We start from the raw sequence: 13,575 nt of genomic DNA, 5'->3' as shown, positions 1-13,575 counted from the left end.
TTGAAAACCAAAACAGTAATGCTAATACGCATAAGCTGTAAAAAATAGTATTATGGAAGAAAAAAAACTAATTTCCAAAGATCAGTTGAAAACCTATTTTGAAAATGGAAAACGCCCTACAGAAAATCAATTTTCAGATTTAATTGATGCTTTAAAACATAAAGGAGATGCTCTTACTAACAGAGAAGCTGTAATGATAGCTAATAGCTTGGAAAGTATAGATACGGAGTATATTACATACTCTGGAAATAATATTGATGATCAAAAATTCCTGATGGCGATACATTCAGACGAAAAAGAAGATCAGATTATTACTCTAATTAATACTCCTGAAGGTCAAAAAAAATTATATTTCTTAGGTAATGCACCTTATACCATTAGAGCAAAAGAATTTCCTACAGGCGGATTAGAGCAAAATGAATACTATTATGCGAGTTGCCAATTAGGTGAATACTCTAATACGACCAGACTATTCGGTGGTAATCTGCCAAAAATATATGATGGATTTGAATTTGGGACATTGGAGGCTAAAAACTTGTCAGTTCAGATTGGAAAAATGAATCTTGGTCAGAGAATAGACGTTATAAACGCAAACATTAGGTTCGTTAATACAACAGGAGCCCCTGTTCAATATAGTACTCAGGCACTCTATTGGTCTCATGTATATACGGATAAAGATATTGTTACCGATCATTACAGCATATGGAACTATTTTGCGTTGTACTTCAGAGCAGATCTCAGGAAAATTGATCAGTCTATAGAATGTAACATATATAATGAAGATAACGGAACTCTTTTAATGACAATTATCCTGAATGCAGGACAAAATAATAAAAATATTCCGGCTAGTGAAGCAATCAGGGAAATCAAAAATATAAGAATCGAATGCAGGTATGCTGTAAAATAATCAATAATCCTTCTGAAAATACTTAAACGAAATAACAGCTGTTTTAAAATTCTAAAAATATATCAGAAGAATATTAAAGTACTATGGAAAAAAATAAATTAACCTCAAGGGAAGAGTTAAAAACTTATTTTGCAAAAGGAGAATCACTGAACCAAAATGATTTTTCGGAATTGATTGACTCCTTTAGATATAAGGAAGATAGTCTTACTCATAGAGAGGCTATAGTTCTTTCCAATACTCTCCGTCTTTTAGACAATGGTCACATTCATTATTCTGGAAGCAATATTGGAGATAAAAAATTTATGATCACTGTAAGTTCGAAAGATGAAGAAGATCAGGCGATCATATTAAGGGAATATCTTAGAGATGAAAAAAGATATTTATTCGGCAGTCCGCCTTATACCATTAAAGCAAAACAATTTTCGACAGAAGAATTGCTTGAAACTGAATATTATATTTGGAGTTTGCTGGCAGACAATAGTATGGTGAATAGCAGGTTGTTAGGAAATAATCTGCCAATGATCCCTGACGGTTTTGAATTTGGAACAGTAGAAGGAAAACGACTGCAATTTCGAATCACCAAACAAAATTTTGGAAAAAAAATAAACATCATCAATACGAACGTTAAGTTTGTAAATAATACTTCTGTACCTATTCAATACAACGTATTAGGAATGTATTGGAATCAGGCATCTACCACAGATATGATTACCGATCATTATGATCTTTCGGATGATTTGAATATTTGGTATAGGGCAGACCTTCGGGGAAACAAAGAACGCATAACGTGTAAAATCTATGATACAGATAAGAATGTCCTGTTGATGACAGCTTATTTAAATGCAGGAGAAAATAATACAGATGTTTGGGCTGGCGGTAGGATAATAAAAAGCAGAAATATAAAGATCGAATGTGATTATTAAAGAAACGGAAATATGAGTAATAGAGATCTATTTTCTATAAAGATCATTACAATACCTTCTTTTGAAAGATAAAAAATAACACTTACTGCAACTACAGAATAGAGAAGCCCAAAAACTTCCTCAGGAATTAAAAAATGATGAATTTTGAACTTTAAAACAGAATAAAAATAGAAACTAAACCAAAGAATGATAGAGTATTATGGAGGATAACAAACTAATAACCAGAGACCAGTTAAAAACCTATTTCGAAACAGGAAAATACCCCACAGAGAGTCAGTTCTCAGACCTGATAGACTCTTTAAAGCATAAAGAAGATATTCTTAATAGAAGAGAATTATTAATCCTTGCTAATAGTTTAGCAATTATAGATGATGCAACATTTTACTATACTACAAATAATGTTGGTGATTTTAAAATGCAGGTTGCCATAAGTTCGTCGAATGAAGAAGATCAAATGATGACCATAAAAGACTCTACCAGTTTAGGTGCAGTAAAACAATACTTATTAGGTAGCGCACCTTATACTGCTGAAATTAAAAAAACAGTATTTGATGATTTAAATGGAACTATATATTATAGTCTGAATTATGCTTTGAATAAGAGCTATCGTGTTAGTCGATTATTTGGAAATAATTTGCCGGGTATTCCTGATGGATTCTATCTTGGAGAAGTGAATAATTTTAATGTAGCACTAGAAATTAATAAAGCAGATTTTGGACAAAAAATAGAGACTATCAACACGAAAATTAAATTTATTAATAAAACTGAAGTTCCGATTCAATATATGGTATCCTCTCAGTATTGGGGTGACAGAGCCAGAAGTGAAGATTCTGTTACGGATCATTATAGCGCATGGGATTTTCTGATTTTTAATTATAATGCAGATCTTCGTGCATTCAGTCAATCTGTACGATGTGATATTTATAATGACAATGATAATAAACTTTTAACGACAGGCTATCTACAGGCTGGATTTAATCAGGATTTATGGAGTGGTGGTGGAATTAATGGAATTAGAAATGTAAGAATTGAATGTACCTATTTTGAGGTTCAGTAATAATCACAATATAAACGCTTACATTCTGTAAATATTAAATATAATTCCAGAATCATAAATAAAAAAGAGGTAATATACTTTATTGCCATTCCTGAAAATACAATCCTCATCCAGTAAAAAACTCTTTTAATACTGGAGTTTCCGATGTATCATCATCCATTTCGAAGGATATTCATCATCAACAATTATCGTATTTATTTTTCAAAATCAGTAAACAAATTCCGTGAAAACGGAGCGTGTCGGCTGAGGTTATCCTTAATGGAAAATAAAAAGATCATTTCAAAAATAAAAAAGAATAAAACCCCATGGAGTCAGAACAATTACAAGAATTATTTACTCACTTAGAAAAGGTTATTATATGGCGTATCAACAATCCTTCAGAGGATTTTAATGTAGGAGCCCCTGAATTTAATCCCAATAACCATGAAAACTTTCAATTAGGACATTATATTTCAGGGAAAGGGCTTACCCATAAAGAAATTATCATTCTTTTAATGGCATTATTGCCAAGGTTGGAACCTTCATTGTTGAAGCGCATCTTTCTGGAGTTTCCGGGAAATGCACTGTTTGATTTTTGTTCAACCAATGATAATGGTAGGCTCTTTTATCCTACAATTCAGACCATTCAGTATATTTTGGGAGGTGAAAATATCTCCGAACGATTAAAAACACTGGATTATTTCGGATCAGATTCCGTTTTGATCAGAGAAGAAATTCTTGTTTTTTCGAGTCATGATCCTATAGCAATGAATAGCCAGATCAGTATTCATCCTGAAGCCTTCGGAGCAATGATTTTTGGATTGGAATCACTTCCTACAATGAGCAATGATTTTCCGGCAGAGCAAGTGAAAACCCTTAGATCATGGTCAGATTTAATACTTCCTGAAGCTACCCTCAACGAACTTCAGAATATCGAAGAATGGTATAACAGCAGACATATCCTTATGGAAGAATGGGGCATGCAGAAAAAGCTTAAGCCAGGCTTCAGAGTATTGTTTTATGGAGATCCGGGAACTGGAAAAACCCTTGCAGCAAGTCTCTTAGGAAAATATACCAACCGTCCGGTGTTCAGAATAGATGTTTCTATGCTCGTCTCCAAATATATCGGAGAAACAGAAAAGCAATTGGCTAAGCTATTTGACAAAGCAGAAAATAAAAACTGGATCTTATTCTTTGATGAAGCAGACGCTATTTTCGGAAAACGTACCACCGTAAGAGATGCTCATGATAAATATGCCAACCAGGAAGTTTCTTACTTATTACAACGTATAGAAACCTTTTCAGGACTTATTATTCTGGCGTCCAACTTTAAAAATAATATGGATAAAGCCTTTACGCGACGCTTTCATAGCTGCATACAATTCAATAATCCAAAGCATGAAGAGCGTCTGCGTATCTGGCAACAAAATCTGCCGGTGCAATTACAACTGGAAGAGATAGACTTAGATCAAATTGCCCAACGATATGAGCTTACCGGTTCCAATATTATGAACGTAATACAGGATGTCAGCTTAAAAGCAATTGCATTAAAAGATAAAAGCTATAAAGTAAATCTGGATATGCTGTTGGAAAGCATCAGGAAAGAATATGTGAAGGAAGATAAAATATTCATGTAAGGAATTGAAATTCAATTAGAATTCCTCGCATTGAAAACAAAAAAACAAAAGACTTAAAAATAAAACCATGAAAGCGAAAATTCTAATATTGCTCCTGTTGAGCGGTCTCATGCTGGGCTGCCGGAGTAAACATAAAATTACAACTACTTACAGCGAAAACAGAACGGAAACGGAAAAAGTAAAAGCCGATTCTTCAAGCTTACAAAGCTTACAGTCCGTTCAAAGTACATCAGAAGAGATATCACAGAAAGAAACGAAAAATGAAATATCAGGAGATCTGGTGATCAAAGGAAAATCTGACGTTTCCAATCCTTTTATTTTTCATAATATGATGGGAAAAGATACCATTCAAAGTATTTCCATCATGGGAAATGCAGAATATGTCATCAGCAACCATTATACGAAAGCAGATCATAACAAATCAGAAGTTAAAAAAGAAGAATCTGTATATATTGTTCAGGATGTCGCTCAGCAAGCTATTTCAAAAGAAACCATCAAAGAAGTAAAAGCAAAAGTTTCAGAAGAAACAAAAAATGTAAACTCAACAGGTTTTGAGATCGCAGCCTGGGTTTTCATCACTCTGATAGGAATCGCAGTAATCATCGCCTTTTTCATCTATAAATATTTTAAAAAATGACAGCATTAGAATTATCAAAAAAATATAAAACACTTTTAAATAAAAATGGAATTAACACCCCAATTAGACTTAGTCATTTCTTTGCTCAGTTAGACCATGAATCTAATTTGATTCCTAAAAGGGAAAGCCTTTATTATACTACTGTCGAAAACGCAAAAGCAGTATTTAAAACACCTTTTAAAGGAAAAACAGATGCATTTGTACATTTATATTTAAAGAATTCAGTTAAAATGGCAAATTATGTATATGCAAATCGTATGGGAAATGGTAATGAAGCAAGTGGTGATGGATATAAAAATAGAGGTGGTGGTTATATGCAACATACTGGAGCTAATGAAATGAAAATTTTAAAGGCTAGAACTGGTTTAGATTTCGTTTCAAATCCTGATTTACTAAAAGACGAATCTTATGCAATGATAGCGGCTATTGATTTTTGGAACCGTAGAAACTTAAGCAGTTTTGCTGATCAAGACAATCTTGATGGAATAAGTGATCTTATAAACATTGGAAAACTTACTGTTACTTTTGGAGATGCTAATGGTTTTAAGAAAAGAAAGGAAAAACTAAATTATTATAAGACGATATTTATTTCGTAATAATGAAGTCTATTGAATAAAAATTTGAATTTTATTATAATTCCTAATGTTGCTAAAACTAATTCAAATTTAAAAAAACATTGTATTTTTGATGACTTACTATAAGCTATGGGAAAAACATCATTCAATACAGCAATACGAACAGGAATTTGGGCTGCATATAAAAATAAATGTTTTTATTGTAACAATAATATTGAATTCGAAGATTTACAAATAGATCATATTATTCCAGAAAGCTTATCAGAGCTTTCATTGAAGGAGCTGATTTTAGAATATGGTTTAAAAGAATCTTTTACAATAAATAGTTTTGAAAATCTTGTTCCAACCCACAGGATTTGTAATCAAAAGAAAACGAATAATGTTTTTAACAAAGCAACTATACATTATTATTTAGGCTTAACTACAAAGAAAGTAGATTCTATAATAGAAGAAATTAATAAATTAAAAAGGAAAAGTTTTTTTAGTCAATTAAAATCAAAAATAATTTCTGCACTTGAACAGGATTATATAAATATAGATGAACTAGTAAAAATTATCGATGAAAAAAGAAATCTTGATTGGTCTACACAACAAATAAAAATACCAATTCCTATTAACTTTGAAGATGGTTTACTAAGTATATTTTCTTTTAATGAAAGTTTTGATTATCTACAAAATAGACAAATAATTTTTGGCGGAAGTTATAAATCTATTAATTTAAAAAATGATTCAAATACTGATCTTACTATTTCAAATTTGAAGGAATGGATTGAAGCAACAAGTAATGGCTTTTATCCTTATACTACTATAGATATAAAATTATCAGAAAGTGTTGATTTTTTGACAACCTTTCTTGATGCATTAAAAAAAGCTAAGCTTCCAAAATTTTCATTTCTTGATGAACCTTGGATTAATATTAATAATATAGATTATTTGTCACCAAAAATAATTTATGACCCTGAAGAAAAGTTAATAGTAAATATTCAAAATGGGGACGCTATAGGTGATATTTATAGAAAAAAAATAGTGAAATTAATCCAGACAGATATTTTTGATATTTCAATAGAATTTAATGGATTTATTACACTAATTAGTGAACAATTTAGAGCAGATTTGAATGATGATGGAATTGAAGATATTTTTGTTAGGATGTGGTACAAAGCTATTAATGGGAGTCTGGGTTTTGGAGAAACTTTAGTTTTAACAAAACAATCAGCTAAGTCACTTATAGAACCATATAGATATTAAAGTTTATGTGTGTTCTTATTATTTATTTTATCTATATAGTGATTTAATTCTAATTTTTAATTGAAAAGTATTGAAGTAGTAATATATGAAGATTTCAAAAATTACTTTAAAAATTATTTAGATGTTATATTCATTATTCTTATTTAAATAGCATCATAATCAAGTGATTATTTTTATTTTTCACATTTTTTTTATTACTAAATAAAATATTAATACAATTCCTTCACATGAGAATTGCAAAAACGATTATTATGTTCTAACTTTGCACCTGATTCTCATATTTAATTTGAGTTCATGGTTATTAGTTTTTATCCTCGGAGTCATCCGGGGATTTTTTATTTATGCGAATGAACTATTAATAATGATATTGGGGAAATAGTAAGAAAAATTTTTATGATTATACTCATAATGTAGTGAATTAAAACATGTTAATTTTAACATTAAGTTTTTCATCATCCGTTTATTTGAATAGTTCCCTGGAGAAGTCCGGGGATTTTTATTAAATATCTTAATGTAAAACGTTAGTTTTTTAACTCCATAGAAAAATAATTTTCCTTTAGCCATAAGCTTTATGCAGCTATTTTGTGAACACTTGTATATTATTTTTCCTTACTTAAAATAAAAATCTCCAAAGTTTGTGGACCTCGGAGATTGAAATTAATTTTCTTGATGATAGCTGGGCTGTATTATTTTGTTGATTTTTTGTTTTTAATCCATTCTATAGCATATTCTACAGGTTCCTTGGAGTCTGAAAATGCAGTATTGTGTCCCAAAGCAGGGTACAGCTTATATTCATATTTTGTATTATTGGATTGTAATAGATGTAAATGCTCAATAGACAGATTTACAGGAACCTGAATATCTTTTCCTCCAAAAATCCAAAGCCCCGGAATAGATAGCTTAGAAAGAGTATCATGGGGATCTGTGTCTGCAAACTCATATCGATCCGGATCAGTCATGATATGCTTTCTTGCATCTTCTTCTGTATGGGTATCCCAGAAATTTGAATCTCCATTGGTATAAAACTGAAAACGAAGCTGTTCCTTTACTGTAATAAGTGCCCCGCTGAAGATCGTCATAAATTTGACTTTCCTGTTTTTTTGAGCCGTTAAAGGAATAATCCAGCCAGCTTGGCTGCCACCAATCAAACCGATGGATACTTTACTATTTTGTAAATCTTTAGAAAGTACATCTACAGCAGCACTGGCATCTGAAGATAACAAATTAAGGTTGAAAGCATCTACGTTATTGGTCCCCACTTCGGGTCCTGCATACACTCCACCGGATTCTCCAACTCCTCGTTTGTCATAAGTAAGAACAGCAATACCATTATGAGCCAAAAGCGTTGCAAATTCTGTCATTCTTTTCTCCTGTCCGGAACCATGAACAATCACTACAGCAGCAGTTGCATGATCAGGCTTGAAAATTGTTCCTGAAAGTGATACTCCCGAACTTTTAAATATTATATTTTTTGTCGTAAAGCTTGTCGGATTGGTTGCTGACAAATTATTGGTAAAAACACTTAATAACAGAATGAGAATAGTTAATAAGTTGAAGTTTAGTTTTCGCGAAGTTTTAGGAATACAACTCGTTCCTTTAGATGAATTACGGACATTCATTTCCGCAGTGTTCAAATGTTTAAAATTTTGCACTTGGTTTTAGTTTATTGTTTGATTGTAAAAATAATCGAGATTCTATTCAATCCATACAAGCAGATTCCTTATAAAAATTAGCGGACAAGATACCAGATTAAAGCACCGATTCCGGCATAAGCAGTAACCGTAATAATATCAGCGATAGGCTGTGAAAAACGTTTTTCAGCAATCTTATCAGCATTGATCTGATTCTTATGGAACTTCAAAATTTTCTTAGGGCTGCCAACGGGATGGGCAACCAGACTGTCGCTTTCCCATCTGTCAACGATTATTTTATAGCTTCTGCCATCAACATCAATTTTAACATTCTTATTAGGCGCAAGCTTGTCTTGAATATTGATTGGAGCAGGCGTTTGCTGTATACTTAGAACTTTGGGTTGATCCGTCAAAGTTTTCATTGGGACAGCAGTATTATTAAATGGAGTAGCGCTCCTTTGGGATGCCTGCTTATTGTTGGTCTCAGGATTCGGTTGCTTTTTTAACTGGTAAGTATAGCAACTGGTAAGAGATAATGATAAAATAATGAAATAAAGATTCTTTCGCATTAGCCAAATTTAAGAATTAAACGGAATATTTAGCGTTTTCTTTTGAAAGATGCTGTTTTTTGAAAAATTTTTAATGGAAAATTTTTTTTGAATTAGATTCGTCCATAAAAAACTTTTATCTTTTTGTTGTTAAATATTTTCAGTAAAAGTGTATTTTTACAATAAATAATACATTTTATTTTAATGTGTTGTATTATTTGTATCAAAAAACTAAAAAATAACCGGAAAAGTCATCAAATCATGAACAAAACTACCTGCGCTTATTCTCGAGAATATGTCAAAAACTCATTGTTTCCAGCAATGTAAAACAACCTTAATGTATCAAAAATTTTTCAACGCTATAAATCAATAAGCTAAATGATTTATTGATCATTTCTACAGATCAAAAGTGAAATTGTCTGATATGAAATCAGCTTCTGATATTGAGCTATCGATCTGTGGGTGGATAATACTGAGATGTTTTTATATGGTTTAAATTATGATGCTTGGTGAGTTAAAGAAACTCTTAAACTCAAAGTTTATTCAAGGATAAAAGGTCCTGTTATATATGAAATTATTTGATTTCAAAATTTTTTTATGTTCAGATTACTTATGATATGGAGTTCAGAAACCATTAAAACGAAGCGTAACCGAAAAGCTATACGAGTAGGAAAATATCACAACATTAAAAAATGAAAAAAACATTTTTATTATTTGTATTCATTAGTTTACACTCTTTTGCCCAGTGTTGGCAAAGTATTAGTGTAGGAGAAGAACATTCCGTAGGTGTAAAGACAGATGGGTCGCTATGGGGCTGGGGGATTAATTTCTCAGGAGAATTAGCCGATCTGGGCGTAAATGGCAAAAATACCCCAACCCGAATAGGGAAATTGACCAATTGGAAAATAGTAAGTGCCGGTGCAAGTCAGACCTTCGCCATCAAAACAGATGGAACATTGTGGGCATGGGGAAGAAATGAATATGGACAGCTGGGAGATGGAACTACCCTTTCAAAAAGAGTTACAACACAAATTGGAACTGCAACTAATTGGAAAAGTGTTAGCGCGGGACAATTTTTTACGGTAGGAATCAAAACAGATGGAACATTATGGGCATGGGGGCGTAATGAATATGGACAATTGGGAGATGGAACTACCATTTCCAAAAAAACTCCAATACAAATAGGAACAGATACCAATTGGCAAAGTGTTAATGCCGGATACAATAGTGTGTTGGCAATTAGAACAGATGGAACACTATGGGGATGGGGATCGAATTCTGGTGGACAATTGGGAGATGGGACCATTATCGCAAAATCAATCCCCACGCAAATTGGTACCGATATGAATTGGAAAAGTATTGATACGGTAAATGGATATTCTGTAGGAGTAAGAACAGATGGAACATTATGGACATGGGGTTCGAATGTTTACGGACAATTAGGGGATGGAACTACTGTTTCAAGAAAAACGCCAATGCAGGTAGGAACCGCAACAGACTGGCTGAATATAGCTGCGGAAAATGGTTATACATTTGCAACAAAAACAGACGGAACACTTTGGTCTTGGGGATATAATTATTATGGACAGTTGGGAAATGGGACAGATGAAGTAATAAATGTAGGACCTCCTGTACAAGTAGGAACCTCTTCAGATAATCTGGAAATATATGCAGGAAAGAATCATGTTCTTGTAAAGGGCACTGATGCTTCCTTAAAAGCTTGTGGTGACAATAATTACGGTCAGCTGGGTGACGGAACTTCAAGTACGAATACGATTGATAATGATAAAAATACTTTTATTTCTATTGCTTGTCCTGAAGTATGTATTCTTCCAACACAATTGGCAGTAACAAATATTACTTCTTCAACAGCTACTATTAGCTGGACAGCAGCAACCCAGGTACCTAGTAAAGGGTATGTATATATTTACAGCACAAATCCTGACCCTGAAGGAAATAAAACTACTACAGTTTCTACAACGGCAAACCTAACCAATTTATTACCCAATAACACTTACTACTGGTGGGTGTCATCTGATTGTGGTTTCAGCCAGGTGGTCTGGGTGCCGGGAGGTTCCTTTACTACACTTCCTGTAGGTGATAATGGTTGTTGGCAAAGTGCGAGCACTGGGGTATACCATTCTATTGGATTAAAAAAAGACGGAACATTATGGGGATGGGGAGACAATTCTGATGGAGCATTGGGAAATGGAACGAATATCGACAAAAATATACCGACACAAGTAGGAATAGGAACAGACTGGGTGAAAATCAAGGCAGGACTTTCTTTTTCAGCTGGGCTCAAAGCAGATGGAACACTATGGACATGGGGATGGAATTATAATGGACAATTAGGTGATGGAACAATAATCAGCAAAAATATACCGACACAAGTAGGAGCAGGAACAGATTGGGTAAATATTACAGCTGGTGAGCTTCATATGATAGCTCTAAAATCTAATGGAACACTTTGGGTTTGGGGTAGTAATAGGTATGGGCAATTAGGGGATGGTACCACCGTCAATAAAACCTTACCTGTACAAATAGGAACAGCCACAGACTGGGTACATGTTGCGTCCAGAGGAAATCATACGCTCGCAATCAAAACAGATGGAACGCTTTGGGCTTGGGGAGATAATTCCAAAGGACAACTGGGGAATGGAACTTTTACAGCCAGTACTTCTCCTATCCAAATAGGAACAGCCACAGATTGGAAAGATATTGATGGAGGAAAATTTTATTCCATGGGGATCAAAACAGACGGCACACGTTGGAGCTGGGGAGATAATACAAAAGGGCAGTTGGGTGATGGAACCACCATTTCAAAAAATACTCCAACACAAGTGGGAACAGCAACAGATTGGCGAAATATTCGTACTGGTTTAAATGGTTCAGTTATCGCAATCAAAACAGATGGAACGCTTTGGACATGGGGAGATAATACAACGGGACAGTTAGCTGATGGAACAGAGACGAACAGATCTACACCAATGCGTATTGGGACTGCTACAGATTGGCAAAGTGTAGAAGCAGGAGCTCAGAATACCCTTGCAATAAGTATTGATGGAGCTTTGGGGATTTCAGGTTATAATAGTAGAGGAGAGCTAGGGGATGGAACGAATATTTGGAGTAAAATTTTTAAAGCTATTGCTTGTCCTTCTAACACTGTAACTCCTCCGGTAAATAACTTTGCTTTTGGGAAAGTTTCAACACAAGAGAATCAACTGAAAGTTTATCCAAATCCTGTACAGGATATCCTGACCATTTCGTTTGATCAAAAGATTATTTCAGTAACAGTATATAATACAGCAGGGAAACCAGTCCTTACGAAAGAAATAAATGATACAAAAGGAAATATAGATCTTTCCGGAGTATTATCAGGAGTGTATCAGATTAAAGTGAAGTTAGATAATAACCTCATAAAAACAACGAAAATAATTAAAAGGTAGACGATAAAGTACAATAATAGTTAGACTTTTAAGTTTATCATCTTTACAAAATAACGCCACTTAAAAATAAGTGGCGTTATTGTTTATATACTTTTAATATCACTAAACTTAATGTTTAAATATAGCTATACAAAAAACATTATTCTATCCATAGATGTCCGCTGGAATAAGTTCTGGCTTTACCGGCTACAATTACTCTTTCATTCTTGTTTTCACAATAAAGTTCACCACCTCTTTCTGATATCTGGCGGGCAAAAAGTTTATCTTTTCCTAATCTTTCCGCCCAGAAAGGTATAAGGGAGCAATGCGCAGAACCCGTCACAGGATCTTCAAGAATAGAGGATTGCGGTGTAAAATATCTTGAAACAAAATCACTGTCAGTTCCAGGAGCAGTTACAACTACACCTCCCGGATCCAGATTGATGAGGTCAAGAACAGATCTTTCAACTTTTATATTCTTTACATCTTCTTCAGATTCATATACAAGGACATAATCTCTTGATTTGAAGATTTCTTTAGGCTGTATATTGAGTGATTTGGAAATTGTATCTGGAAGTGTAGAAGCTTCAGGCATTCTTGATGGAAAATCCATATAATAAAATCCATCTTTTACATCCACCGTCAATTCTCCGCTTTTGGTTTCAAAAACGATTCTGGTGTTCTCATAATTTAAAATGGAAGCAAGACAATGAGCAGTGGCAAGGGTAGCATGTCCGCATAAATCCATTTCTATCTCCGGGGTAAACCATCTCAGGTGAATGCGGTCACCATGGTCTATAAAAAAAGCAGTTTCTGCTACGGCATTTTCACGTGCTATTTTTAAAAGAACCTCATCAGGTAACCAACTTTTAAGGGGAACAACACAGGCAGGATTGCCACGAAAAATCTCTTCTGTAAACGCATCTATTTGATATAATTCTAACTTCATGATTGAGAAAATTTAGGTCTTTAACAAAGGTAAATAAAATATTGAGTCCTCCAATA

At 33.4% G+C, this 13,575-nt stretch carries 11 protein-coding genes; 8 read left to right on the top strand and 3 right to left on the bottom strand.

All coding sequences use genetic code 11. The features are described 5' to 3' along the window. Positions 1–52: 52 nt before the first annotated feature. From AC5YGG_RS16280 to AC5YGG_RS16250, 7 genes are all read left to right on the top strand, one after another. Positions 53–907: a hypothetical protein gene (locus AC5YGG_RS16280; RefSeq protein ID WP_496145515.1), complete on the top strand. Its 855-nt coding sequence runs from the start codon at positions 53–55 to the stop codon at positions 905–907. A gap of 83 nt (positions 908–990) precedes the next feature. Continuing rightward, positions 991–1,830, top strand: a complete 840-nt coding sequence (locus tag AC5YGG_RS16275; protein ID WP_496145514.1) for a hypothetical protein — start codon at positions 991–993, stop codon at positions 1,828–1,830. A 199-nt stretch (positions 1,831–2,029) separates the two neighbouring features. Continuing rightward, positions 2,030–2,887 (top strand): hypothetical protein, encoded by an 858-nt coding sequence (locus tag AC5YGG_RS16270; RefSeq protein ID WP_496145513.1) that lies wholly within the window; start codon positions 2,030–2,032, stop codon positions 2,885–2,887. Positions 2,888–3,192: 305 nt separating this feature from the next. Next, complete coding sequence (locus AC5YGG_RS16265; protein WP_496145512.1) at positions 3,193–4,503, top strand: ATP-binding protein; 1,311 nt, start codon at positions 3,193–3,195, stop codon at positions 4,501–4,503. Between the two features lie 67 nt (positions 4,504–4,570). Further along, positions 4,571–5,140, top strand: coding sequence for a hypothetical protein (locus tag AC5YGG_RS16260; protein ID WP_496145511.1), 570 nt, complete (start codon positions 4,571–4,573; stop codon positions 5,138–5,140). Next, positions 5,137–5,736 (top strand): glycoside hydrolase family 19 protein, encoded by a 600-nt coding sequence (locus AC5YGG_RS16255; protein WP_496145510.1) that lies wholly within the window; start codon positions 5,137–5,139, stop codon positions 5,734–5,736. Before AC5YGG_RS16260 ends, AC5YGG_RS16255 begins: the two co-directional genes overlap by 4 nt. A 108-nt stretch (positions 5,737–5,844) precedes the next feature. Next, positions 5,845–6,963, top strand: a complete 1,119-nt coding sequence (locus AC5YGG_RS16250) for an HNH endonuclease (RefSeq protein WP_496145509.1) — start codon at positions 5,845–5,847, stop codon at positions 6,961–6,963. Between the two features lie 686 nt (positions 6,964–7,649). On the opposite strand, the gene AC5YGG_RS16245 is transcribed toward AC5YGG_RS16250, so the two are convergent. Both AC5YGG_RS16245 and AC5YGG_RS16240 read right to left on the bottom strand, forming a co-directional pair. Further along, positions 7,650–8,597, bottom strand: coding sequence for an alpha/beta hydrolase family protein (locus AC5YGG_RS16245; RefSeq protein WP_496145508.1), 948 nt, complete (start codon positions 8,595–8,597; stop codon positions 7,650–7,652). 95 nt (positions 8,598–8,692) lie between these two features. Then, the gene (locus AC5YGG_RS16240) at positions 8,693–9,163 is read right to left on the bottom strand and encodes a hypothetical protein (RefSeq protein ID WP_496145507.1); all 471 of its coding nucleotides are present in this window, start codon (positions 9,161–9,163) and stop codon (positions 8,693–8,695) included. Between the two features lie 671 nt (positions 9,164–9,834). Here AC5YGG_RS16240 and AC5YGG_RS16235 point away from each other — a divergent pair. Further along, positions 9,835–12,591 carry an RCC1 domain-containing protein gene (locus AC5YGG_RS16235; RefSeq protein ID WP_496145506.1) on the top strand — a complete coding sequence of 919 codons (2,757 nt, stop codon included), beginning with the start codon at positions 9,835–9,837 and terminating at the stop codon, positions 12,589–12,591. A gap of 139 nt (positions 12,592–12,730) precedes the next feature. Here the strand turns inward: AC5YGG_RS16235 and AC5YGG_RS16230 are convergent, their stop codons facing one another. Next, positions 12,731–13,519, bottom strand: coding sequence for a PhzF family phenazine biosynthesis protein (locus tag AC5YGG_RS16230; RefSeq protein ID WP_496145505.1), 789 nt, complete (start codon positions 13,517–13,519; stop codon positions 12,731–12,733). Positions 13,520–13,575: the final 56 nt, after the last annotated feature.

The sequence above is a fragment of the Chryseobacterium sp. CS2K3 genome (assembly GCF_059515185.1).
This window is presented reverse-complemented; position numbering and strand designations above follow the sequence as displayed.

Coding starts and splice junctions, on each gene's coding strand:
- AC5YGG_RS16235 (WP_496145506.1), top strand. CDS start 9,835: ATGAAAAAAACATTTTTATTATTTGTATTCATTAGTTTACACTCTTTT.
- AC5YGG_RS16260 (WP_496145511.1), top strand. CDS start 4,571: ATGAAAGCGAAAATTCTAATATTGCTCCTGTTGAGCGGTCTCATGCTG.
- AC5YGG_RS16255 (WP_496145510.1), top strand. CDS start 5,137: ATGACAGCATTAGAATTATCAAAAAAATATAAAACACTTTTAAATAAA.
- AC5YGG_RS16265 (WP_496145512.1), top strand. CDS start 3,193: ATGGAGTCAGAACAATTACAAGAATTATTTACTCACTTAGAAAAGGTT.
- AC5YGG_RS16280 (WP_496145515.1), top strand. CDS start 53: ATGGAAGAAAAAAAACTAATTTCCAAAGATCAGTTGAAAACCTATTTT.
- AC5YGG_RS16240 (WP_496145507.1), bottom strand. CDS start 9,163: ATGCGAAAGAATCTTTATTTCATTATTTTATCATTATCTCTTACCAGT.
- AC5YGG_RS16230 (WP_496145505.1), bottom strand. CDS start 13,519: ATGAAGTTAGAATTATATCAAATAGATGCGTTTACAGAAGAGATTTTT.
- AC5YGG_RS16275 (WP_496145514.1), top strand. CDS start 991: ATGGAAAAAAATAAATTAACCTCAAGGGAAGAGTTAAAAACTTATTTT.
- AC5YGG_RS16270 (WP_496145513.1), top strand. CDS start 2,030: ATGGAGGATAACAAACTAATAACCAGAGACCAGTTAAAAACCTATTTC.
- AC5YGG_RS16250 (WP_496145509.1), top strand. CDS start 5,845: ATGGGAAAAACATCATTCAATACAGCAATACGAACAGGAATTTGGGCT.